Annotated in this window: 15 protein-coding genes; 10 read left to right on the top strand and 5 right to left on the bottom strand. The window is 60.5% G+C overall.

Going from position 1 to position 24138, the window contains the following annotated elements:
- The first annotated feature begins 218 nt into the window (after positions 1-218).
- From AC1RAC_RS02115 to AC1RAC_RS02100, 4 genes are read left to right on the top strand one after another with little or no spacing between them, the layout of a single operon-like run.
- A complete protein-coding gene (locus tag AC1RAC_RS02115; RefSeq protein ID WP_127880603.1) occupies positions 219-1562 on the top strand; it encodes a 3-oxoacyl-ACP reductase in 1344 nt (447 codons plus the stop codon).
- A 3-nt stretch (positions 1563-1565) separates the two neighbouring features.
- Entirely contained in the window at positions 1566-2456 is an 891-nt protein-coding gene (locus AC1RAC_RS02110) for a MaoC/PaaZ C-terminal domain-containing protein (protein WP_492616086.1), read from the top strand.
- A complete protein-coding gene (locus AC1RAC_RS02105) occupies positions 2453-3751 on the top strand; it encodes an acetyl-CoA C-acetyltransferase (protein ID WP_492616085.1) in 1299 nt (432 codons plus the stop codon). Before AC1RAC_RS02110 ends, AC1RAC_RS02105 begins: the two co-directional genes overlap by 4 nt.
- Before the next feature lie 31 nt (positions 3752-3782).
- Positions 3783-5486, top strand: a complete 1704-nt coding sequence (locus AC1RAC_RS02100; RefSeq protein ID WP_440841744.1) for an AMP-binding protein — start codon at positions 3783-3785, stop codon at positions 5484-5486.
- 113 nt (positions 5487-5599) lie between these two features.
- Here AC1RAC_RS02100 and AC1RAC_RS02095 read toward each other — a convergent pair whose 3' ends face one another.
- Positions 5600-6715 (bottom strand): Gfo/Idh/MocA family protein, encoded by a 1116-nt coding sequence (locus AC1RAC_RS02095; protein WP_440841746.1) that lies wholly within the window; start codon positions 6713-6715, stop codon positions 5600-5602.
- A 440-nt stretch (positions 6716-7155) separates the two neighbouring features.
- Here AC1RAC_RS02095 and AC1RAC_RS02090 point away from each other — a divergent pair, with 440 nt between their 5' ends.
- The 5 genes from AC1RAC_RS02090 (at position 7156) to AC1RAC_RS02070 (ending at position 12746) form a co-directional block, all read left to right on the top strand.
- A complete protein-coding gene (locus tag AC1RAC_RS02090) occupies positions 7156-8193 on the top strand; it encodes a WD40/YVTN/BNR-like repeat-containing protein (protein WP_492616109.1) in 1038 nt (345 codons plus the stop codon).
- An 18-nt stretch (positions 8194-8211) separates the two neighbouring features.
- Complete coding sequence (locus AC1RAC_RS02085; protein WP_057974813.1) at positions 8212-10587, top strand: efflux RND transporter permease subunit; 2376 nt, start codon at positions 8212-8214, stop codon at positions 10585-10587.
- 373 nt (positions 10588-10960) lie between these two features.
- Positions 10961-11248, top strand: a complete 288-nt coding sequence (locus AC1RAC_RS02080) for a DUF5629 family protein (protein WP_492616084.1) — start codon at positions 10961-10963, stop codon at positions 11246-11248.
- Positions 11238-12410 (top strand): lactonase family protein, encoded by a 1173-nt coding sequence (locus AC1RAC_RS02075; RefSeq protein ID WP_054922650.1) that lies wholly within the window; start codon positions 11238-11240, stop codon positions 12408-12410. Before AC1RAC_RS02080 ends, AC1RAC_RS02075 begins: the two co-directional genes overlap by 11 nt.
- Positions 12411-12566: 156 nt before the next feature.
- Positions 12567-12746: a hypothetical protein gene (locus AC1RAC_RS02070; protein WP_034126032.1), complete on the top strand. Its 180-nt coding sequence runs from the start codon at positions 12567-12569 to the stop codon at positions 12744-12746.
- Positions 12747-12803: 57 nt separating this feature from the next.
- On the opposite strand, the gene AC1RAC_RS02065 is transcribed toward AC1RAC_RS02070, so the two are convergent.
- Complete coding sequence (locus AC1RAC_RS02065; protein ID WP_492616083.1) at positions 12804-14363, bottom strand: hypothetical protein; 1560 nt, start codon at positions 14361-14363, stop codon at positions 12804-12806.
- Between the two features lie 197 nt (positions 14364-14560).
- Here AC1RAC_RS02065 and AC1RAC_RS02060 point away from each other — a divergent pair, with 197 nt between their 5' ends.
- A complete protein-coding gene (locus tag AC1RAC_RS02060; protein ID WP_492616082.1) occupies positions 14561-18235 on the top strand; it encodes a hypothetical protein in 3675 nt (1224 codons plus the stop codon).
- A 293-nt stretch (positions 18236-18528) separates the two neighbouring features.
- On the opposite strand, the gene AC1RAC_RS02055 is transcribed toward AC1RAC_RS02060, so the two are convergent.
- From AC1RAC_RS02055 to AC1RAC_RS02045, 3 genes are read right to left on the bottom strand one after another with little or no spacing between them, the layout of a single operon-like run.
- Entirely contained in the window at positions 18529-19122 is a 594-nt protein-coding gene (locus AC1RAC_RS02055; protein ID WP_492616081.1) for a glutathione S-transferase, read from the bottom strand.
- Positions 19119-22757, bottom strand: a complete 3639-nt coding sequence (locus AC1RAC_RS02050) for an AAA family ATPase (RefSeq protein ID WP_492616080.1) — start codon at positions 22755-22757, stop codon at positions 19119-19121. Before AC1RAC_RS02050 ends, AC1RAC_RS02055 begins: the two co-directional genes overlap by 4 nt.
- Positions 22754-23995: an exonuclease SbcCD subunit D C-terminal domain-containing protein gene (locus tag AC1RAC_RS02045; RefSeq protein WP_492616079.1), complete on the bottom strand. Its 1242-nt coding sequence runs from the start codon at positions 23993-23995 to the stop codon at positions 22754-22756. The genes AC1RAC_RS02050 and AC1RAC_RS02045 overlap by 4 nt, the downstream gene beginning before the upstream one ends.
- Between the last annotated feature and the right edge of the window lie 143 nt (positions 23996-24138).

Below are 24138 nucleotides of genomic sequence, written 5' to 3'. Positions count from 1 at the left end.
CGGTCCACAGGTGGGAACTGCTTGCCTTGAATACCAGGCAGAAGGCTTTTTGTAGGAGCGAGCTTGCTCGCGAAGAACTCACAGGCGCCGCGTTGATTCAGGAAGCCAGCGTTATCGTTGACGTTTTTCGCGAGCAAGCTCGCTCCTACAGAGGGCGATCCAGTTCCCCACATTTGACCGGTTTATCAGGCAAGAACTGTGTTGTGAGTGGACTCCTTATGAGTGACAGCTACCTTTCGTTCGTCAATTCTCCCTGGGGCCGGCGTCTGGCCCAGGCGGTCGGCTTGCCGCAACCCTTGCCCCTGCAACGGCATCGCAGCGGCCAGGCCGGCCTGGCTAATCCTGTGATCATCGCCGGGGCAGGGCGCCTGGTGGCCTCGGTGCAGCGCGTGTTCAGCGCCACCGACACCGTCGCCGCGAGCCCGGCGACGCTCAAGGCACCGTCCACGGTCAAGGTGCAAGGCGCGGTGTTCGACGCCAGCGGCGTGGCCGACCTGCAACAGTTGGATGAGCTCTACCTGTTCTTTCACAGCAATGCCAAGCGCCTCGGCCAGCATGGTCGAGTAGTGGTGCTCGGCACGGCACCCGAGCATTGCAACGACTTGCCCCAGGCCATCGCCCAACGCGCCCTTGAAGGCTTGGTGCGGTCGCTGGCCAAGGAACTGCGCCGCGCGATCACCGTGCAACTGCTGTACGTGGCGCCGGGCGCGGAAGACGCGCTGGACAGCAGCCTGGGGTTTTTCCTGTCGCGCCGTTCCGCCTATGTCTCGGGGCAGGTGGTGCGCCTGGAAAAACCGGTCGATGGCCATGCCGCCATCAACTGGGACAAACCCTTTGCCGGCAAACGCGCCCTGGTCACCGGCGCCTCCCGTGGCATCGGCCTGGCGATTGCCCAGGTGCTGGCGCGCGACGGTGCCCATGTGGTGTGTGTGGACGTGCCCCAGGCCCAGGAAGCCTTGCAGCAGGCGGCGACCAGCGTGGGCGGTTCGGCGTTGCCTCTGGATATTACCGCCGCCGACACCGCCTCACTGTTGCAAACCCACGTCAGCCAATACGGCGCCTTTGATGTGGTGGTGCACAACGCCGGGATCACCCGGGACAAGACCATCGCCAAAATGACCGAGGCCGCCTGGCGCAGTGTGCTGGCGGTCAATCTCGAAGCGCCGTGGCAGCTCAGTGAGGCCTTGCTCGACAGTCAGGGTTTGAACCCTGGTGGGCGCATTGTGTGCGTGTCGTCGATTTCCGGTATCGCCGGCAACCTGGGGCAGAGCAACTACGCCACGTCCAAGGCCGGTGTGATAGGCCTGGTACAGGGCCTGGCACCGCGTGCGGCAGCCCGGCAGGTCACGGTGAACGCGGTGGCGCCCGGCTTTATCGAGACCCAGATGACCGCGAAGATCCCGCTGATGATCCGCGAAGCGGGGCGGCGCATGAATTCGTTGTCCCAGGGCGGGCAACCCATCGACGTGGCCGAGACCATTGCCTGGCTGGCGCATCCGGCGTCGGGCGGCGTCAATGGCCAGGTGGTGCGGGTGTGCGGCCAAAGCCTGTTGGGAGCCTGACCGATGGACTACGTGACGCAGATTATCGAGCCACCGCCGTCGCGCACGCAGTTATTGCTCGACGGCCTGCGCGCCTTGCGCAAACCCAAACTCGACGGTGCGCCGCCATTGCCTGCAGCACGCCTGGTGCGCAGCGCGGTGGAGCTTTCGTCGGCCGGTATCGCCGCTTACGCACGGGCGTGCGGTTTTCGTCGCGAGCAGGGCGTGCCATTGTCCTATCCCCATGTGCTGGCGTTCCCACTGCACCTCATGCTGCTGACTCGGCCAAGCTTCCCGTACCCGGCCAGTGGCATGGTGCACCTGGCCAATCGCATTTGTCAGCACCAACGCTTGCACGAGAGCCAGGCGGTGCGCCTGGAAGTGTATTGCGAGCGCTGGGTGGCCCATCCAAAAGGGCAGGCCTTGAGTATCGCCACCCGTGCCTACAGCCAGGAAACCCTGGTGTGGGAAAGCGACAGTCTGTATTTGCGCCGTGACGTCAGCAATCCGGTGGGTGAACCCTGGAATGACCCTCTGCCACTGCAGGAAGACGGTCTGTTACGCACCCAGCGCTGGGTACTGCCCGCCGACCTGGGGCGACGCTTTGCCAAGGTCTCGGGGGATTTCAATCCCATTCACACGTCGGTCATCGGTGCCAGGCTGTTCGGCTTTCGTCGCGCCATCGCCCATGGCATGTGGACCCTGGGCCGCGCATTGGCAGCGCAACAGCCGCCCGGTGGCCTGGACCAGGCCGAGGCCCATTGCGACTTCAAATTGCCGATCTTCCTGCCCGGACAGGTCGCCCTGTGGGGCCACCCCGTAAGTGGGCCACGGCGCGAGTTCGAAGTGCGCAATTTCGCCGGGGACAAGCCCCATATGCGCGGGCTATTCATTTGGAAAGAGAGCCAGCAATGAGTGACTACAGTTTTACCCCAGCCCCGACCCGCCGCGTGGCGATTATCGGCGGCAACCGTATTCCATTTGCGCGCTCCAACACGGTGTATGCCCACGACAGTAACCAGGACCTGCTGGTCGCCGCCCTGCAAGGATTGGTGGAGCGCTACAACCTGCACGGCCAACGCCTGGGTGAGTTTGCCGCCGGAGCGGTGATCAAGCACTCACGGGATTTCAACCTGGCCCGCGAGGCGCTGTTGTCCACCACGTTGTCTGCGCAAACCCCTGCCTATGATGTGCAACAAGCCTGTGGCACAGGGCTTGAAGCTGCGCTGCTGGTGGCGAATAAAATCGCCCTCGGCCAGATCGAAGTGGGCGTTGCCGGTGGTGCCGACACCACCTCCGACGCGCCCATTGGCATCAACGAATCCTTGCGCCATACCTTGCTTGCGGCCAATCGCGCCAAAAGCCTGGGCGACAAGCTCAAGGCCTTGATGAAAGTACGCCCATCGATGCTGTTCAAACCGTTGCTGCCGCGCAATGGCGAGCCGCGCACCGGCCTGTCCATGGGCGAGCACTGCGAAGAAATGGCCAAGCGCTGGCAGATCAAGCGCCTGGCCCAGGACGAGCTGACCCTCACCAGCCACCAGCGCCTGGATGCGGCTTATAAACGCGGCTTCTTCGACGACCTGATCAGCCCCCATCGCGGCTTGGCCCGTGACAACAACCTGCGTGCCGATATCAGCCTGGAAAAGCTCGCCGGCTTGTCGCCGGCCTTCGACCGCCAGAACGGCACGCTCACCGCCGGCAACTCCACGCCCCTGACCGATGGCGCCTCGGTGGTGCTGCTGGCCAGTGAAGAATGGGCCGCCGCCAATGGCTGGCCGGTGTTGGCCTACTTGCGCACCGGCGAAACGGCTGCGGTGAATTTTGTCGACGGCACCGAGGGCCTGCTGATGGCGCCGGCTTACGCCGTGCCACGCATGCTTGCGCGGGAAGGCTTGAGGTTTGCCGACTTCGATTTCTTCGAGATCCACGAAGCGTTCGCCGGCCAGGTGTTGTGCACGCTCAAGGCGTGGGAAGACCCGCAGTATTGCCGCGAGCGACTCGGCCTTGACGCCCCCCTGGGCGCCATCGACCGGGCCAAGATGAACGTCAACGGCGGCTCACTGGGCTGCGGCCATCCCTTTGCGGCCACCGGTGGCCGGCAACTGGCGGCGCTGGCCAAGGCCATCCATGAACGCGGTGGCGGTCGCGGCCTGATTTCGATCTGCGCGGCGGGTGGGTTGGGCATCACCGCCATCGTCGAAAAGTAGCGCTATCAAAAACAACAATAAGGACACTGCGATGAACGCTATCAGCCTGGAACACACCGAACGCATTTGGTTGAACACTTACCTGCCCGGCGTGCCAGCGGACATTGACGCCGGGATCGAGGATTACCCGTCGCTGCGCGAAGTGTTCCTGGAGCATCTGGAGAAGTTCCGTGAACGGGTGGCCTACGTCAGCATCGGCACGCAAATGACCTATGCCGATTGGCGCACCCAGGGCATTGCCTTTGCCGCCTGGCTGCAGGACCAGGGCGTGAAGAAGGGCGACCGCGTGGCCCTGATGATGCCCAACTGCTTGCAGTACCCGATCTGCCTGCTGGGCACGATCCTGGCCGGGGCGGTGGTGGTCAACGTCAACCCGTTGTACACCGCCCACGAACTCAAGCACCTGCTCAAGGACAGTGGCGCCGAAACCGTGGTGATCTTCGAAAATTTCGCGCATACCCTGGAAAAAGCCATGGTGGGCAGCAGCGTCAAGCGAGTGGTGGTCGCGGCCATTGGCGACTTGCTGGGCACCTTCAAGGGCGCGGCAATGAACTTCATCCTGCGCAGCGTGCAGAAGCAGGTACCGGCCTTCAGGCTGCCCGGTTCGCTGCGTTTCAACCAGGTGCTCAAACAGGGCAGGGCCATGCACCATTTGCCGGTCAGCCTGCACCGCGATGAACTGGCCTTCCTGCAATACACCGGCGGCACCACCGGCGATGCCAAGGGCGTGATGCTCAGCCATCGCAATATCATTGCCAACCTGCTGCAAGCCAAGGCCTGGGTCGGTGACCAGTTAAACCTGCACAAGCAGGAAACCAACGTGACCTTGCTGCCGCTGTACCACATCTTCTCACTGACGGTGAACTGCCTGATGTTCATGTGCCTGGGCGGGCGCAATATCCTCATCGCCAACCCTCGGGACGTGAAGCGCGTGCAAATGATCCTGCGCAAGGAACGCTTCAATGGCATTGCCGGGGTGAACACGCTGTTCAACGGGTTGCTGGAGAACAAGGAATTTTGTGCACGGGACTTTTCCGACCTGCGCCTGGTGATTGCTGGCGGCATGGCCACCCACACCGCCGTGGCCAAGCGCTGGAAAGAGGTGACCGGGCTGCCGATCATCGAAGGCTACGGGCTGACCGAATGCTCGCCCGTGGTGAGCATCAGCCCTATTGATATTTCCCGCATGCGCGAGATGGAATTCACCGGCAGCATTGGCGTGCCATTGCCCTCTACCTGGGTGCGCTTCGTACGCGAAGACGGCGAACTGGCGGATATCGGCGAGCAGGGCGAGTTGCAAGTACGTGGCCCGCAAGTGATGCAGGGCTACTGGCAACGGCCGAAGGAAACCGCTGAGGTGCTGGATGCCGAGGGCTGGTTGTCCACCGGGGACATCGGCGTGATGGACGCACGCGGGTATATCCGCCTGGTGGACCGCAAGAAGGACATGATCCTGGTCTCGGGCTTCAACGTGTACCCCAATGAAATCGAGGACGTGGTGGCCATGCACCCTGGGGTTGCTGAAGTGGCGGCCATTGGGGTCGAAGACCCAGTGACCGGGGAGAAGGTCAAGATCATCGTCGTGCGCAAGGACCCGAGCCTGACCCAGGAGCAGATTCTTGCGCACTGCCGGGAGTACCTGACGGGGTACAAGCTGCCAAAATATGTGGAGTTTCGCACCACGGAACTGCCTAAGACCACGGTGGGCAAAGTGCTGCGTCGGGCCTTGCGCTGATTGAATGGTTCAGATGACCAAATGTGGGAGCGGGCTTGCTCGCGAATGCGGCGGTTCAGGCACTGAAGGTGCCGACTGACACAGCGTATTCGCGAGCAAGCCCGCTCCCACTTTTAAACCGTGTCCACTTTGACCCAGCGTTCCTCAAGGGCGGCCACTCGAATCGCCGTCGCCAACCGCTCCACCTCCCACGCCGCCTCAAAGTCCGTCCCCTGGTCCCCTTGGCCGGCCAGCGCCATGATCAACTCGTGCACTTCCAACGTCTTCAACTCGTTGTAGCCCAACTGATGCCCCGCCGCCGGGCTGAATGCCGCATAGCCGGGCAGGGCAGGGCCAGCCAGCACGCGCTGGAAGCCGTCCTGGCCGATGCGGTACAGGCGCAGTTCATTCAAGCGTTCCTGGTCAAACGCCAGCGTGCCTTGGGTGCCGCTGATCTCGAAACTCAGATGGTTTTTGTAGCCGTGCTTGAGCCAACTGCTGCTCACCGTGCCACGGGCGCCGTTGGCGAAGCGCAACAGGGCATGCACCTGGTCATCCACGGCAATGGCTTTTGAGGTTGGGCTGCCGGCGGTGGCGGGGCGTTGGTTGTGCACGGTCTGGGTATCGGCACAGACATGGGTCACGTCGCCCACCAGGTAGCGGGCCATTGACAGCAAATGGCTGCCCAGGTCAGCCAGGGCGCCGCCAGCATGCTCCACTTCGCAGCGCCACGACCAAGGGGAGGCCGGGTCCGCCATGAAGTCTTCGCTGAACTCACCTTGGAAACTGATGATCTGGCCCAGTTCGCCCTGGGCAATCATCTGCCGGGCCAGCACGATCATGGGGTTGTGCTGGTAGTTATAGCCGACACGCGTCACCACCCCGGCGGTATGGGCTGCGCGGCGCATGGCGTCGGCTTGTTCGAGGCTGACGGCCAGGGGTTTCTCGCAATACACGGCTTTGCCGGCCGCAATCGCGGCCATGGCCATGGGGTAATGCAAATGGTTGGGGGTGGTGATGGCCACGACGTCGACCTTTGGGTCGTTGATCAGCGCTTGCCAGTCACCATGGGCCTGGGCAAACCCCCAGGCGCTGGCGCAACGCTGGGCGCGTTCGGTGTCGGCATCGGCCAGGGCGGCCAGCTTGAGCTGCACCGGCAGTTCAAATACCGCCCGGGCGTTGTTGAACGCCAGCGCGTGGGCGCGGCCCATGAAGCCTGTGCCGATCAAGCCGATTCCGAGTTCACGCATCGTCGTGGTCCTTTGGATTATTGTTTTCAGGAAGGCTATTAATGGAATAAAAATTCACTAAATTCAATAGATAGAATAAAAATTCATTTCTTCTGATCGTTCCCACGCTCCGCATGGGAATGCCGGCCGGGGCGCTCTGCGCCCCGCTGTTTGCGCGGTGAGGACGCAGAGCGTCAGAGGATGCATTCCCACGCGGAGCGTGGGAACGATCACGTCGATCACGTGGGGCCATCATTTCAGCTGATATAGCTATATTCAGCACATGGCCAAACGCCGCCAGTTAACAAAAGATAACGTAGCGCCGATTGTCAGACGATTCCAAAGCCCGATAGGATGGCTCCTGCTTCCTCCAGGCGCTCTAGATTGCAGGTTTCAAGGTCCTGGCAGAGAAGACGACCTAACAATAATAAATGGGAGAAAGGTCTATGAGTGAGCCTGTCATGGGTTGGGTTGTTTGCCGCCCACGCGCCGCACGCAGGGTTGCGTTGCTGGCCACAGCGCTCTCGCTGCTTGCTGGCAGCGTATTGTCGCTGCCGGTTCTGGCCGCCAGCGATACCTCCGCCGCCGCAGTCTTTGCAATTGAATCCCCCAAGGCCGCCAAAGGCTTGATGATCGACGTGGTTCACGCGGGCAAGCGCCTGGTGGCGGTCGGTGATCGGGGGCATATCCTTTATTCCGATGACCAGGGCAACACCTGGGCCCAAGCCAAAGTACCCACCCGGCAACTGCTCACGGCGGTGTTTTTCATTGATGATCAGCACGGTTGGGCCGTCGGCCACGATGCGCAGATTCTTGCCAGTACCGATGGCGGCGCCACGTGGACCCAGCAATATCAAGACCTCAAACGCGAAGCGCCGTTGCTCGATGTGTGGTTCAACGACGCCAACCACGGCCTGGCCGTGGGCGCCTACGGTGCGTTGATCGAGACCACTGACGCCGGCAAAACCTGGAACGATGTCAGCGAGCGCCTCGACAACGAAGACCAGTACCACCTCAACGCCATCGCCCAGGTCAAGGGCGCCGGCCTGTTTATCGTCGGTGAGCAAGGCAGCATGTTTCGCTCCAGCGACGATGGGCAGACCTGGGAAAAACTCGAAGGCCCCTACGAGGGTTCGCTGTTTGGCGTGATCAGCACCGCACAGCCGCAAACCCTGCTGGCGTATGGGTTGCGCGGCAACCTCTACCGCTCCACCGATTTCGGCAGCACCTGGGAACAGGTCCAATTGAACGCAGCGCGTGGCGCGTTGGAGTTTGGCCTGTCGGGGGCGACCTTGCTGGAGGACGGTTCCATTGTTGTGGTCGGCAACGGCGGCAGCGTGGTGGTCAGCCACGACGACGGCCAGACCTTCAGTGTGTTCAATCGCCCGGACCGTATTTCACTCTCGGCGGTCACGGCGGCCGGCAATGGCAATTTGATCCTCGCGGGGCAGGGTGGCGTGCGGGTTGCCACATCGGCCGGCGCAGAGCTCTCACAATAATAAGAAGGCGGGGATTCAATGAGCAGTCATCACAACGATAAAGCGACCTTTCTTGAGCGTCTGATCTTCAACAATCGCCCGGCGGTGATCGTCATCTGCCTGCTGGTGAGCCTCTTCCTGTTCTGGCAGGCGACCTTGATTCGCCCGTCCACCAGTTTTGAAAAGATGATCCCGCTCAAGCACCCCTTCATCGAAAAAATGATGGAGCACCGCAACGATTTGGCCAACCTGGGCAACACCGTGCGTATTTCGGTGGAAGCCAAGGACGGGGACATTTTCACCAAGGAGTACATGGAGACCCTGCGCCAGATCCACGACGAGGTGTTCTACATCTCCGGGGTGGACCGCTCGGGCCTCAAGTCGCTGTGGAGCCCCAGCGTGCGCTGGACCGAAGTGACCGAAGAAGGTTTTGCCGGCGGGGAGGTCATCCCGCAGAGCTACAACGGTTCGCCGCAGAGCCTCGACCAGTTGCGCAATAACGTGCTCAAGTCCGGCCAGGTCGGGCGGCTGGTCGCCAATGACTTCAAGTCGAGCATCGTTGATATCCCGCTGTTGGAGTCCTACCCGGACCCGCAAGACCAGGGCAAGTTGCTGGCCCTGGACTACCGCAAGTTCTCCCATGAACTCGAAGACAAGATCCGCGACAAGTTCGAAACCCAGAACCCCAACGTCAAGATTCATATTGTCGGCTTTGCCAAAAAGGTCGGCGACCTGATCGATGGCCTGGTGATGGTGGTGCTGTTCTTCGGCGTTGCGTTCGTCATCACCCTGATTCTGCTGCTGTGGTTCACCAACTGCCTGCGCAGCACCATTGCGGTGTTGAGCACGACATTGGTGGCGGTGGTCTGGCAACTGGGGTTGATGCACTTCTTCGGTTTCGGACTGGACCCGTATTCGATGCTGGTGCCGTTCCTGATCTTCGCCATCGGCATTTCCCATGGTGTGCAGAAGATCAACGGCATTGCCCTGCAATCCAGCGAGGCAGACAACGCCCTCACCGCCGCGCGGCGCACCTTCCGGCAACTGTTCCTGCCGGGGATGATCGCCATTCTGGCGGATGCGGTGGGCTTCATCACGCTGCTGATCATCGACATCGGCGTGATCCGCGAACTGGCTATCGGCGCGTCCATCGGCGTGGCGGTGATCGTGTTCACTAACCTGATCCTGCTGCCGGTCGCGATTTCCTACGTGGGCATCAGCAAGCGCGCCATCGCCAAGAGCAAGAAAGACGCGAACCGCGAACATAGCTTCTGGCGCCTGCTGTCCAAATTTGCCAGCCCGAAAGTCGCGCCGGTTTCGGTATTCCTGGCGTTGATCGCCTTTGGTGGCGGCCTCTGGTACAGCCAGAACCTGAAGATTGGCGACCTGGACCAAGGCGCACCGGAACTGCGCCCGGATTCGCGCTACAACAAGGACAACAACTTCATCATCAGCAATTACTCCACCAGCTCCGACGTGTTGGTGGTGATGGTCAAGACCAAGGCCGAAGGCTGCTCGCGCTATGAAGCCATGGCGCCCATCGACCAGTTGATGTGGAAGATGCAGAACACCGAGGGCGTGCAGTCGGCGATCTCGTTGGTGACCGTGTCCAAGCAAATGATCAAGGGCATGAACGAGGGCAACCTGAAATGGGAAACCCTGTCGCGCAACCCGGATGTGCTGAACAACTCCATCGCCCGTGCCGATGGCTTGTACAACAACAATTGCTCCCTGGCGCCGGTGCTGGTGTTCCTCAACGACCACAAGGCCGAAACCCTCGACCGCGCGGTGCATGCGGTGCAGGACTTCGCCAAGGAAAACAACAAGGACGGCCTGGAGTTCATTCTCGCAGCGGGTAATGCCGGGATCGAAGCGGCCACCAACGAGGTGATCAAGGAGTCGGAACTGATCATCCTGATCCTGGTGTACCTGTGCGTGGCGACCATGTGCATGATCACCTTCCGCTCCTGGGCGGCGACCCTGTGCATCGTGTTGCCGCTGGTGCTGACCTCGGTACTGGGCAACGCACTGATGGCGTTCATGGGCATTGGCGTCAAGGTCGCGACCTTGCCGGTGGTGGCCCTGGGTGTGGGGATTGGCGTGGACTACGGCATTTACATCTACAGCCGCCTGGAAAGCTTCCTGCGCGCCGGCCTGCCGCTACAAGAGGCGTACTACCAGACGCTGAAATCCACCGGCAAGGCCGTGCTGTTTACCGGCCTGTGCCTGGCCATCGGCGTGTGCACCTGGATCTTCTCGGCCATCAAGTTCCAGGCCGACATGGGCCTGATGCTGACTTTCATGCTGCTGTGGAACATGTTCGGCGCGCTGTGGCTGTTGCCGGCGCTGGCGCGATTCCTGATCAAGCCTGAAAAGCTGGCAGGGCAGAAGGGCAACTCGTTGTTCGCACACTGATCCTGCTCCCAAAAGGCGGGAGCGGGCTTGTGTGGGAGCTGGCTTGCCTGCGAAGACGGCCTGGCAGCCAACTGGGATGTTGGATCAGAGCGCCTACATGTCTGATACCGCAGGAATGGATATTTACCCGGTATAACTGCGTCGGCCGTCAGGCCGCCATCGCAGGCAAGCCAGTTCCCACAGTTTGATCGTGGGGGTGTCAGGTAGGCGGGCGTTGGCTGTCAGGCCGTCACGGGAGCAAGCTCCCTCGCCACAGGTTTAGCGTCGTACCGAAGTTGTAGATACCTATGCTGCGATAGCATCACCGCAGTGTTCAACCTCTAGGTTACAGCCTGGGCTATCATTGCGGCTTTCCCCAAAATGATTGACTGCCATGACTGCTGACACCCTGACCTGCGTCCTTGCCACCAGCGATATGCTGATCATCAATGGGCTGCACGCTTTTGACTTCAAGCTTGATCAGCAACTGCAGATCCAAAGCATGGATGGCCGGGAACTCAAGCGCTGGACCTTTAGTCCAGAACAGTTAGAGGCGGCTACCTTTGACGAGAGCTTGCAAAGCTGGTTGCTGATCAACGACGACGGTGAACACCGTCTGGTCTGCTTGAGCGCCATCCAGGGCGACAACAATAACGACGAGGACGAAGCAGATGATGCGTAAATTCTGGCCCCTGCTGATGGCAGGCAGTGTCGGTGCGATGTCGGTGCAGGCCGCGCCGGCCGATATCCATGAACTGTTGGTCGGCAGCTATACAGCCGGCACCAGTGAAGGGATCTACCGCCTGCAATTCGACAGTAGCACCGGGCAGTTCAGCGGCAAGCCAGTGCTGGCGGCGAAAACCGCCAACCCTTCCTGGCTGACGATCTCCAAAGACCAGAAGCAGTTGTTTGTGGTCAATGAGAACGGCCCCGGCCAGGCAGACCCGGTGGGGCGTGTCAGCAGCTATAGCATCGACCCCCAGAACCACCAGCTGACCCTGATCAACCAGGTGCAGAGCCTGGGCAATGAGCCGACCCATTCCAGTGTGGCCGCCGATGGGCGCTACCTGTTCGTCGCCAACTATTCGGTGGTGGAAGACCCGGGTGGCAGCCTGGCGATCCTGCCGGTGGATGCCAGCGGCAAGCTGTCGGCACCGGTGCAATTGAGCGGGCACCCGGCCAGCCGTGTGAACCCGGAGCGCCAGGCGTCCAACCATGTGCATTCGGTCGTGTCGTCGCCGGACGGCAAGTATGTATTCGTGCAGGACCTGGGCGCGGACAAGGTGTTTGCCTACCGCTACGACCCCAAGGCCAATCACGAGCTGCCACTGACAGCGGCCGACCCGGCGTCGGTGCAGTTGCCACCCGGCAGCGGGCCGCGTCACTTGCTGTTCAGCGCGGACGGCAAACACGCCTGGCTGACCACTGAGATGAGCGCCCAGGTAGCCGTGTTCGATTACAACGACGGCAAGCTGACGCAAACCCAGTTGCTCGACTATGCCGCCGGCCAACCGGTGTCCGACAAGGCCGGTGCGGCGTTGCATGCGTCAAACGACGGCAAATTCCTGTACGTGAGCAACCGTGGCACGGCCAATCAGATGCTGGTGTTCAGCATCGATCCAGCCACCGCGCACCTCAAGGAAATCCAGCGGCGTTCTGTCGAAGGCGACCATCCGCGTGAGTTCAGCCTCGACCCTAGCGGAAAATTCCTGCTGATCGCCAACCAGAAAAGCAATGAAATTGTCGTCGTCGAGCGCGACCCCAAGACCGGCCTGCTGGGTAAAACCGTGCAGAAATTGCCGATCGATGCCCCCAGTGACCTCAAGTTCCTGGTGCGTCAATAAGCCACAGGCCCCGCACTGCGGGGCCTGAGCCGTTGTATTAATCGCAGTGATAACGGCTACTGTTTCAAAGCATTTCTAAGGTTCAACCCTCGGGCGTAAGTTGGGTTCCAAGGCCTTCCCAGGCCACCCAACCAAACGAACACAAGGGTTACCGCCATGAATTTCAATCTCTTCTCGATCATCGCTGCTTCTGCTGTTTCCGCCACCGTGGCCTTGCCTGCCGCCGCCAGCGTGGAAGTCACCGGCAAAAAATCCAATGTCACGGCTTATACTCAGAAGTACCTGCAACAGAGTGCCAACTTTTATGCGGCGCTGGATCACAAGATTCAAAACTGATTGTCGAGGGATTCAAACCCCAAGCCACTCGCGAGAGTGCCTTGGGGTTTGACGTATCTAGCTGATGGTCAATATCCGACGCAAGGATTCATTCAGGTCTATTGCGCGCGCGCGGGTGAAGCTGCTTGAGATCACGTAATAGAACTCGAAGCTGTAGCCTTTGAACTGGCGCAATTGTTCCCAGTAAAACACCTGCTTGACCGGCGCACCGACGGGCCAGGATTGGCCAACGACTTGTGTCTCGGTATGGAGGATCACCTCGTTCAACCCTTTTACAAGTCGAAAGATCCACAGAATCTCGTCGGTGGGTTGCCGCCAGGCATAGTAGGGGCAGCGTGCGATGACATGCGCCGGGTCGTTACCGATGTGATCGTCTGGGTAGCCCTCAAGGTCCGGTGGCTCCAGGCGAACCACTGAGCCTCTGACCTCGGCGCTGGTTTTCTTGGAGTACACCTCGTAGGGCGGGCCGGACTTTCTCAATACGAAGCTGGTCTCCACCCGGCCCTCAGCGGCCATCCGTATATCAAGGTAATCGATGAACACTGAATAGACCTGGCCACCTCGCCTGATCTCGACAAATTTGTGAATGATTTTGACGCCACCTTTAGGCGGGTAGATGCGGAACATCACATCATAAATATCACCCACCTGGCCCACGCTTGACGGCGTGCGAACCTGCATCTCCAGGGGGTTTTCCCCCACGACTTCAAGGTCGATATAGCCAGGTGGCCCGCCATTGACGATGACGGGGCCATCCGTCAGTTGCTGGCCCAGGTTCACCGAGACCTCCACGCTGGCCGAGCCGGGCGTCGAGACATTCCCCACCAGGTCCCGCACCTCCAGCCAGACGTACAGGCGATCACTGTCGCCGGCTTCAAGCAAATCCGCATAAGTCACCAGGATCACTGTGGGCTTGAGAGCCCCCGCAATGTTTTGCGTCTTGATCACCGATCCCCAGTGAAGATCGACTTCATCGGTTGGGTTGGTGTTTGGGGGCGGCTGGAGCGTGATAGTGACGCCTTTGCTGGCGTTGCCTGGGACGATGACCGTCTCGGATACGCTGAATTTCAGTCCTGAATGCCCGGGTACTGTAGGGCCATCGTTGTCGTCACCGGCGGGAAGGTCGGTCTTGACCAGCGTCAGCAGCGGGTAAGACCTGTCGTAGTCCGTGCCGCCGGCATAGTGGACCACATACACCAGGGCATACGGGCCGTCGGGCAGGTCCTTCTGTTCGGCGGCGAAAAAGTAGGCGTTGTTCAGCTCCTCGCCAGGTTTGAGCTGCTTGGTGGCGAGTACCGACACGGTGCCGTCGTCGAGTAGTTTACCGACCGTGATGACATCGCCGGGGGCCGCGGCCCAGCCTTTGTCTACCTGAATCGTCATGTCCGACTCAAACAACCACTTCGGGACGCCAGCGTCGTAGCCTTTGACGTTCTCACTCATGCCGGGAATGTAAAGCCGGTCGAGGTACTTGGGCGCCTTCTTTTCCTCCAGCGTCATGATGGTGTGTGATGGGGCCGGAACCTTCTGTTTGGCAGAGGCTTTGGTTTTGGTCTTTCCCTCTGCCGCTGCTGGCTTGGTCGCAGGCGCGGATGTCTGGTTTTTTTTGGCTGGCATGGCTGTTCTCCTGTTCCTGCGAAGTGTGCTGTTGGCGCTATCAAACGCCTGAATCCCGGCATTGGCTACTGTCAGAATTAACAGGTACCGATCCAGGTGCATCCTGCACTACCTGTTAATTCTGACAGTAGGCACGCCGCGATTTCAGGCGTTTGATAGTGGTAAGCCAACAGCGCACGACCGTGAGGATTCTCGCCATGCCCAAGATCAAAACACTTGACCCCCTCTTGCCGCCCATCGTTGTTCCGCTGATGGAACCGGCCATTGATGGTGATATCGAAGGGGCGCATGGCGGTATCGGCCTGCGGCATACCGAGGTGCCGTTGGTGGTCTACCTGATCAACCCCAAAGATGGCGTCACTCCGGGCAGTGTTGCCTCACTGTTCTGGGGCAACCGTAATATTCCCGTGGCCTCTACGCCGATTCGCGAAGGCGAGCAAAACCTTGACCTGATCCCGCTGACCGTTCCCGCGCACCATATCGTCCCGTTCTTGGTCTACCCGGTATGTGCCATGCTAAGGCGCAGAAGCGGCAATGAGTCATTCACCGAAGAAATCAAGTTACGGGTCAGCCTGACTCGCCCCGGTGGCGAAGACAGAGACTGTCTGCCCGGCCACCAGGGGCTGGCGTATGAGGTCCCACCGGAGGTTTTGCTGCATGGCGTCAACCAGCAGCAGGCACTGGCGGGTGTCAAGATCATCATTCGCTACTGGCTAAACATGCGCGCTTATGACCTGATCACTCTGGCCTGGGGCTCGCAAGTGGTTCAGCACCGGGTCCAGCCCGGCGAAGTGGGCCGTGACATCACCTTGACCGTCGACTACGCCACTATCAGCGCCGCGGGCAATAACCGGCTTACGCGCGTGGCTTACCAGGTGCGGGACGCGGGCGGCAATCTGCCGGAGGAGCGGGCGCGCTGGTCGGCGGTGTCGTTGATTGATGTGCACCTCAATGAGGTGCGCCCCGAAGCGCCGTGGCTGCAGTTTCCAGACACCGGTACGAAAATCGACCTCGCGGAACTGGGCAGTTGGGATGTGGAAGTGGCCATTTGGGTCCTCTCCCAAGAGGCTAGCGCGTATTCCCACGTGACGCTGATCTGGGCCGGTTTGGACAGTGAAGGCAATTCGATCCCTTATACGCACACCGAAGAACTCAGTAGAGCAGGCCTTTATACCTTTGAGGTTCCCAACGCGCTGGTGAGCGCGATTGCCGAAGGCAGCGCGAGCGTGCATGCCCTGTATCAGAATGGCTCGGTGCAACAGCCTTCCGAAAAACTCTATCTGGAGGTCGTGGGGCAAGTCGTCAGGTGGCCGGCGCCGACGATAGACGAGGACCAGGGTGGCCATATCGAGCCGGATGTCGACGCGACCGTACGCTTCCCCCTACAAGGGAGCTGGCCGAAGGACGGTTATATCGAAGTCATCTTCCGGGTCAGCAGCGCCGATAACACCATCGAACATCGCATCGGCCGCGAGGTCGACGATATTCCGCCTACGGCCGGTGGGGATTTGTTGTTTACGGTATACCCCGACGAACTGCGGCGTTTCGACGGCCACCTGACCGACGTGTTTTACGCCCACACCCGGCCCGGCGGCCGCCCGCAGGAGTCCCTGCGGTTGCAGATCGTGGTGGGTCAGATCAAGCGTACGATGCCCAAGCCGATTGTCGACAAGGCGGTCAGCGGCCAGTTGAATCCGGATGATGTAGGTGCCTACGCCACCGTGTTTGCACCGTTTGGCGAAACACTGCGCGGCGACTGGATCCGCATGTACTGGCTTGGCCAGGGCGCCCGCACCGAAGTGCCGGTGCAGGTGGCCGTGAATGGCGCCACCACCACCCACGACATCGAAAAATACTACGTGGAGAACAACCTGGATGAGTCGGTGACGGTGTTCTATACGCTGACACGCGCTGATGAGGCGATGCCGCGTTACTCACAGATCACCGAGGTGCTGATCAGCCGTGGCGTGGGCGAACTGCCGTCGCCGACCTTGCTTGAAGCGCAAACCACCGGCCCCGACACCGCCGACCTCGAACCCCTTAAGGTGCAACAGGGCACCCAATTGGTGGTGAGCTATGTGGGCATGCGCAACGGTGACTCGATCAAAGTCAGCATGCTCGGAGCTGGCAATGGTGGTTCGCCGGATATCCCGGCCAAGCCAGGCAATGAGACCTTGCAGAAAGTGGCGTTCGATATTTCCAGGGCGGCGATAGCGGCGAATATTCGTGACCAGGCCACCACGGTGAAATACCAATACGTGGTAACCCGTGCGGGTGTCTCGGTCACGTCGGCAACCTTGACGGTGACCGTGAGGCCGATACCGCAATCGGAGCTGGCCAAGACGGTCATCAGGCTCAACGAGGCCAATAGCGCGACAAAGGTGCTGGACCTGGATAGCTTCGTCGGCAACGCGATGGCGCATGTCGGCACCTGGCCGTTTATCACCGCCCCTTATCCGGTCTCGTTGAAGTTTTTTGGTAGAACAGCCGCTAATGTTGCTCATGACCTGACGCTGTTCAGTTTCAACAGCTCGTATGTCAATCCGAACTGGGTTGCCCAAGGCCGCTATGAATATCGCCTGTTGCGCACTTACATCGATGGGTTGGGCCACGGCACAAAATTGAGGATGGAATTCAAAGCCGCCGTCAGTCTTAGCAAGGTTGAAGCCGAGGCGATCAGCTTTCCGGTGGTGGAGTACACCGTCAACACACTCCCGGCAGAATTCCCTGTTCCCAAGTTGATCCAGGCAAGTGGCACTGGCACCTCGGTAACGCTCGCGCCGTTGGATGCGCAAAACGGCGCCACGGTGTCGGTGGAGTACACACCGATGTACACCACAGACAGCATCAAGGTGACGATGGTGGGGACAGCCGGTGCGGGTTCTCCGGTGATCCCGGCCAAGAATGGGGTAGCGACGGGCAAAGCCACGTTCGACATTACCAAGGCCGCGATTGCCGCCAACGTCGGTAATGCCGACAAGACGTTCACGCTTAAGTACGACGTGACCCGCAACGGCAAGGTGATTTCGTCCAAAGTGTTAACGGTGACGGTAACGCCGATTCCAGCTGCCGACCTGCCTCAGCCGCGTATCAACAACATCCTTCCTGGCAGCACACTGGACCTCAACACATTTATCAAAGCTCTGATCTCTGTGGTCTCATGGCCGTTTAGTACCGTAGGGCAACGGGTGTGGTTAACGTGCATTAACCAAGGCATAGGTTCCTTTGAATTGATGAGTGGGGTGGCAATTACGGAGTCGGAGGCTGTTAACGGACTTTCTAATAAGGAGGTATCTCGATATTGGCTAAATAGTTTGTCTAATGGGCAGATGTTAACGATTAAATGTGAAGTCACGTTCGACGGCAGCACTAACAGAGCCGAGGGGATAGTTTTCCAAACAGGCTGGTATTTTAAGAGTGACTCATGGGAAGGGTCTCATCATATATTTACTAGTAGCTTAGGTGGGTGGAGTGTAGGTGCAGGAGCCGTCAGTGCGGTTTTTATGAGCCAGGGTTTGTACATGAGTACGCCTTATGCGTCTAATGCTGGTTCGTTAATTATAAGGAACTTCAATTTCAATCCGGCTCATTCTTATAATATTGAATATACAGTAATGAATAGCAGTCCCCACCCGGAAAATGTCGCACCTATCTTAGCCCTTTTCGTAGGGGGGAGAGAGGTAATACCGCGATTTACAGTTCCACGTGGTGGCTTCCACTCGCGGAGCACTGGGGCGATTTGGATGAGTGGACCAGCTCAAGTTGTGCTTCACAATTACCAAGATTTGGGTGGGGGTTCAGGTTCGCAGGGCGGTAATGATTTTTCTATTTATATGATATATGTTGCGCGTGACATTGATGGTGTTGTGTAGTGCGTGACACGGACGTGAAACGTTATTGAATCGATCAGCATGAGTCTGCGTGAAGTGACCAATAGTTGAACTTCATCCCGACCGATGAGGCGGTCATGAAGCTCTTTTATCTGACACTGAAAAACATAAGCAAGAAATGGACGATGCCTCTGGGGGTTGGACTGCTGTCTTGAGCCGCTTCAGTATTCAGTCCGAGGAGCGGCTTTCGCAGGATTAAAACGAGGACCGTTCACATAATTTCGGACATCCCCGCATTGCAGGCAAGCCAGCTCCCACACTTGATTGTATTGGCCTCAGGGCTTTGCCATCACGGCGGTAAACAGTGGGGACTCCAGGAACCGCTGTAGCCACGTCTGTAACCGGCCATACGCTGTACCTGCAAACCACTCCCGATCCACATGAGCAAACTGGCGCACAAACGGCGCCAGTGCCGCATCCGCCAGGCTCAGGTGTTCGGCGAGCAAGTACTCACGCTCCGCCAGCAAGCCTTCCAATTTCTGTAAGAACACCTCACCCTCGGCCCGATAATGCTCCATCGGCTTTTCCGGATAGCGCTCGGCGTACTTGTATCGATTCAAATGATGCTTGAACACTTGATCATTCTCGGCAATCAACGCTAGCACCGCAGGGTCACCTTGCAGCAGCCAATCATCTGGATCGTGCTGCGTCAGCGCCCATTGCATGATCTCCAGGCTCTCCTCGATCACTCGACCTTCGACACTCAACACCGGCACCGTACCCTTGGGCGACAGCGCCAGCATCTCGGCTGGCTTGGCCTTGAGGCTCACCTCGATGATTCGCACAGGAACGCCTGAGTAACGCAAGGCCAGCCGCGCCCGCATTGCATAGGGGCAGCGCCGGAACGAGTACAGCAGCGCTGCGTTCACTTGACCTCCAGGGTACTCAAGCCATTGCCCTGGCGCTGGACCTGGATCTGTACCGGGATGCGCTCGTGCATTTCCTGTACGTGGGAGATCACCGCCACCTTGCGGCCCTGGGCCTGCAAGCCGTCCAGGGCGTCCATCGCCAATTGCAATGACTCCGGATCAAGGCTGCCAAAGCCTTCGTCGATAAACAGCGACTCGATCTTCAAGGTGCTCGACGCCATGGACGCCAGGCCCAAGGCCAACGCCAACGACACCAGGAAGGTTTCGCCACCGGACAGCGAATGCACCGAACGCAGTTCATCGCCCATCTCTGTGTCCATCACCAGCAGCCCGAGCATGCTGCCGCCGCGTTTAAGCCGGTAGCGGCGCACCAGTTGGCGCAGTTGCACGTTGGCATGGTGCACCAGCAAGTCGAGGTTGTAGGCCTGGGCGATCTTGCGGAAGGTGTCGCCGGTGGCCGAGCCGATCAGCGCATTCAGGCGTGCCCAGCGCTGCCACTGCTCGTAAGCCTTGGCGATCTGTTCGGCCAGGGCCTGGTTGGCATTCTGGCGGCGCTGGTCTTCGGCCTGGCGTGCGCGCAGCTCGGCGCAGTGTTTCTCACCCTCGAGCAGTTGCTGCTCAAGCGTTGCCAGGGTGGCGTCCAACTGCTCAGCCTCCAGGTTGCCGTTGTGCAGGGCCTGGTGTTCGGCCAGGCGCTGTTCGCGCTCGTGCAGCAGAACCTTGGCTTGCTCGACGGCCTTTTCGCTGCTGTGCAGGTGCTGACGCAACTGCGCGACCTGGGCTTCATCAAGGGCCAACAGGCGTGCCAGGCCCTGATCATCCAGGTCTGGGTGCAGGGTGCGCCATTCGCCGATGCGTGTCGCAAGGGCTTGCTGCTCCGCCTCCAATGCCTGCTGGTGGTGCTGTTGGGCCTTGAGGTCGGCGGCCAGCTGTACCTGGGCCGTGTGCACGGCGTGCAGTTCGTGGTTGGCGTCGGTCTCGCTTTGGCGCGACTGCGTGACGGCTTGCTCCAGCTGCTGTTGCCACTGCTCGGCGCTGGGGTGGTCCCCTAGCAAGGCGCGGAGTTTTTCCTGGACGGCGTGTTGCTGGTCGGCCAGCTCGGCGACTTGCAGATTCGAGGCGTCGAGTTGCTGCTGACGATGCTGTTGGTGGGTGTGTTGTTTCTCGATGGCCTGTTGGCGCTCCTGCTGCTCGGCCTGCTCATCGCGTTGATGGCCCAACTGCTCAAGGCGCTGGCTGACCTGCTGGTCGAGCTGCATGAAGGTCGCCGCAGGCGCGCTGCGCAAGCCTTCCAGCGTTTCGCTGGGCAACAGGCTGGCGAAGGCGCTGAGTTCCGCCTCCAGGCGTTCGCGGTCGCCGGCCAGTTGCCGCTGTTGGTCCACCAGCAATTGCCGGGCTTGCTGGCTGGCATCCTGGGCGGCTTGTAATTGTTGCTGCAAGCGCCCGGCGTTCTGTTGCAGGTTGAGCAGGGCGCCTTGGCGTTGTTCGTCCTGGCTGATGCTTTGGGTCAATTGGGCCAGTTGCTGGGCCAGCCAAGGGCTGCGCTTGGCGGCGTCCTGATTGAACAGCGAGGCAGACAGTGGGTGGGCTTGCAGGCTCGGCGCCAAACCCTGCTGCTGGGTGGCCAACTGTTCCTGCTGTTGCAGGAACTCTTTTTGCTGAGCGATCAGGCCGCCCACTTCACCGCGCAATTCAGTGAGTTTTTCCTTGAGGCTATCGACGGCTTTCTGCGCCGCCGCCTCTTCACTTTCATCATGGCGGCCCAGGCTTTGCAGCAGGGCTTCAGGCTGGTGATAGGGGTGTTCGTGGCTACCGCACACCGGGCAGGGTTGGTCATCCTGCAACTGCTCGCGTAATTCCTCGACGCTGGCACTGCGGGCCAGGCGTTGGCGCTCAAGCAGTTGCTTGGTCACCGCCAGGGTTTGTTCGGCAACGGTGAGTTCGGCCTTGGTTTGCAGGCCGGTCTGGTTCAGTTGTTCGCGTTTTTGCGCGGCCTCGGCAAGCCTTTGCGTGAGCGCAGCGGCCTGTTGATCCAACTGTTGCTGGCTGTCCCACAAGCGGGCCAGGTCTTCGAAGGCGCGCTGTTGCTTGCGATTGTCTTGCAGCAGGCTGGCCAGCAATTGGATTTGTTCGGCCACCGCGTGCGGTTCGGCACCGGCCTCGTGGTAGAGCAGGTCCAGGGCTTCGCGCTGTTGGGTGAACTGTTCGGCGGCGGCGCTGGCGCGCTGTTCGAGTTGCCCCAGCTCGGCCTGGCCTTGGTTGAGGCGATTGCCGATCAGCACCAGTTGTTGCAGGCGGTCACGGTAGGCGTTCCAGGCATCGCTCAGCGGCGCGAGGGCGGCGCTATGCTCAAGTTCGGTGGCCAGGCGCTGCAGGCGCTCGGTGCCTTGGGCCTGGGTGTGTTGCAAGCCGTCGAGCAGGGCCTGGCCTTCGGTGCAGGCGCTTTCGTGCTGGTGTTTTTCCTCGTTGCGCTTGGCCAGTTCGCGGCTCACATGGGCGAGGGTGTTTTGCTCTTCGATGGCCTGGCGCAGCAGGGGCGCGGCGTCGGCCTGGTGTTTCAGGGCCTCGGCCAGTGCTGCCTGGGCGGCCACTTGCTGGTGTTGCGCCTGTTCCTGGCGGGCGTGCAGGGTAGCTTGTTGCTCGAGGTGCTGGGCAATCTGTGCCGCCAGGGGCGTCAGCAAGGTGCCGAATTCTGCCTGGCGCAGGAAGTGATGGCGTTGCGGTGCCAACTGCTCCAGCAGGCTGAGGTCTTGGCGTTGCTGGCCTTGGCTGGCCCAGGTTGCTTCGTCGCGTTGCAGTTGCTCCACTGCGTGTTGATGGCGCTCCTGCCATTCACGCAGTTCCTTGAGCCAGGTGTGCTGCAACTCCAGCTGCTTGAACTGGGCTTGTTGGGTCTTGAGTTGCTGCTGGGCGTGGGCCAACTGTTGATCCAGCTCGGCGCGGGCTTCGGGGGCCAGGGGCACCACGCCGATGGCTTGGTCCTGCAGCTGTTTGTGGGCGTCCTTGGCCTCTTTGGCCTTATCGAACGCACGGCGGCCGAGCTGGGTGTAGAGCGCGGTATCGGTGAGCTTTTCCAGCAGTTCGCTGCGCTCATTGTCATTGGCCTTGAGGAAGGCGCTGAACTCGCTTTGCGCCAGCAGCACCGCACGGGTGAACTGTTCGAAGTTCAGGCCCAGGGCCAATTCGAGCTGGGTCTTGTATTCGGTTTTCTGGCTGGCCAACAGTTGGTCGCTGTCCAGGTCGATCAGGCTTTGCCGGCTGTTCTGCAACTTGCCGCTGGCCTTGTCACGGGCGCGGTTGGCTTCCCAGCGCGCACGGTAGCGACGGCCACTGACACCGACAAAATCCACCTCGGCATAGCCACCACCGGTGCCGCGTCGAATCAGGGTGCGCGGGTCGCCGATGGAGATATCCGTGTCGGCGTCCGGCATCTTGGCCTGGCCGGTGTCACCCAGGCGCGGCACCGCGCCAAACAGCGCCAGGCACAGCGCATCGAGCAGGGTACTTTTACCCGCGCCGGTCGGCCCGGTGATGGCGAACAGACCCGCACTGGCCAGGGGCTCGGCGGTAAAGTCGATTTCGAACGGGCCCGCCAGGGAGGCGAGGTTTTTCAGGCGGATGGCGAGGATCTTCATGGCTGTTCGCCCTCCTGTTGCACTTCCTGGAGCAGCACGGCGAAGTCCTTCAAGGTCTGTTCATCCACTTCACTGCCGTAGCTGTCCTGCCAGGCGCGGCTGAACAGTTCCTGGGGCGTGAGCTGGTCGAGTTCGATCAGTTGCGCATCGTCTACCTCTGCGCTGCCGCGTGTGCCGGCATACTCGGCGGCGATACGCACCAGGCGCACGGCCTTGCCTTGCAGGGCGGTTTCGATCTGTTGGCGCAGGTCCGGTTGCGGCTCGTCGAGGCGTACGCGCACTTCCAGCCAGGGGTGGCGCTGGGTTTCGGCGAGCAGGTCGATGTCGGGCAGCTCACCGAGTTGCTTGAGGATATCGGCCAGGGGCGCGGCATCCAGGCGTTGCAGGTTGACGGAGCGGGGAATCAGGATCGGTTCGCAGCCCACCAGCCTTTCGCCCTGGAACGTCACGTCGAGAATCTGGTGCTTGTAGCCGATTTCGGAGAACGACAGGGGGATTGGCGAGCCGCTGTAGCGAATGCGCTCCTCGCCATTGACCTTTTGCGGTTTGTGCAAATGGCCGAGGGCCACATACGCCACGCTTCGGTCGAACAGTGTGGCAGGCAGCGCCTCGGCATTGCCGATGATCAGGCTGCGTTCGGAGTCTTCGGATACCGATCCACCGGCCATATGCGCATGGCTGATGGCTATCAGCGCCTGGCCTTTGTTGCGCTTGGCATTGGCGGCCGCGATCAGCCATTCATGCACTTGGCCGATGCCGCGCAGGTAATCATCGCCCAGCTGTGCGCCGGTGACTTCCGCCGGGCGCAGGAAGGGCAGCGCCAGGCACCAGGCGGCGATCTTGCCTTTGGCATTGGGCAGCGGGATCAGCAGCCGGTCGGCATCCAGTTGCCCGTCATCCAGCCACAGCACCCGGCCCAGGGCATGGGTGCGCAGGCGGCGCATCAGAGGCGCAGGCAGCTCAATGCGCGAACCGGAGTCATGGTTGCCGGCAATCATCACAATGGTCAGTGTCGGCTGTTGTTCGTGGGCGCTGATGATGAAGTCATACAAGCGCTCCTGGGCCTTGAGCGGCGGGTTGACCGTGTCGAAGATATCGCCGGCGATCAACAGCACATCCGGGCGCTGGGCGTTGAGTTGGCCCAGCAGCCATTCAAGGAAACAGGCGTGTTCGAAGTCGCGTTCCTGGCCGTGGAGGTTTTGGCCCAAGTGCCAGTCGGAGGTATGAAACAGACGCAAGGCGAACTCCGTGGAGAAGATGAAAAGGAGGGGAGTTTACCTGTAAAAGTGCGCGTGGACTCATGGCTGACGCGATCAACGGAGTGTGGGCCAGCCCTGATGGCTGATTGTAGGAGCGAGCTTGCTCGCGAAAAACGTCAGCG

The organism is Pseudomonas sp. GW823-FHT02F05, from assembly GCF_058797315.1.
Note: the sequence above shows the minus strand (reverse complement) of the source record. Positions and strands in the feature narration are given on the sequence as shown.

Excerpts from the sequence above, each read along its gene's own strand:
- AC1RAC_RS02115 (WP_127880603.1), top strand. The coding sequence starts at position 219 with ATGAGTGACAGCTACCTTTCGTTCGTCAATTCTCCCTGGGGCCGGCGT.
- AC1RAC_RS02110 (WP_492616086.1), top strand. The coding sequence starts at position 1,566 with ATGGACTACGTGACGCAGATTATCGAGCCACCGCCGTCGCGCACGCAG.
- AC1RAC_RS02105 (WP_492616085.1), top strand. The coding sequence starts at position 2,453 with ATGAGTGACTACAGTTTTACCCCAGCCCCGACCCGCCGCGTGGCGATT.
- AC1RAC_RS02100 (WP_440841744.1), top strand. The coding sequence starts at position 3,783 with ATGAACGCTATCAGCCTGGAACACACCGAACGCATTTGGTTGAACACT.
- AC1RAC_RS02095 (WP_440841746.1), bottom strand. The coding sequence starts at position 6,715 with ATGCGTGAACTCGGAATCGGCTTGATCGGCACAGGCTTCATGGGCCGC.
- AC1RAC_RS02090 (WP_492616109.1), top strand. The coding sequence starts at position 7,156 with ATGGGTTGGGTTGTTTGCCGCCCACGCGCCGCACGCAGGGTTGCGTTG.
- AC1RAC_RS02085 (WP_057974813.1), top strand. The coding sequence starts at position 8,212 with ATGAGCAGTCATCACAACGATAAAGCGACCTTTCTTGAGCGTCTGATC.
- AC1RAC_RS02080 (WP_492616084.1), top strand. The coding sequence starts at position 10,961 with ATGACTGCTGACACCCTGACCTGCGTCCTTGCCACCAGCGATATGCTG.
- AC1RAC_RS02075 (WP_054922650.1), top strand. The coding sequence starts at position 11,238 with ATGATGCGTAAATTCTGGCCCCTGCTGATGGCAGGCAGTGTCGGTGCG.
- AC1RAC_RS02070 (WP_034126032.1), top strand. The coding sequence starts at position 12,567 with ATGAATTTCAATCTCTTCTCGATCATCGCTGCTTCTGCTGTTTCCGCC.
- AC1RAC_RS02065 (WP_492616083.1), bottom strand. The coding sequence starts at position 14,363 with ATGCCAGCCAAAAAAAACCAGACATCCGCGCCTGCGACCAAGCCAGCA.
- AC1RAC_RS02060 (WP_492616082.1), top strand. The coding sequence starts at position 14,561 with ATGCCCAAGATCAAAACACTTGACCCCCTCTTGCCGCCCATCGTTGTT.
- AC1RAC_RS02050 (WP_492616080.1), bottom strand. The coding sequence starts at position 22,757 with ATGAAGATCCTCGCCATCCGCCTGAAAAACCTCGCCTCCCTGGCGGGC.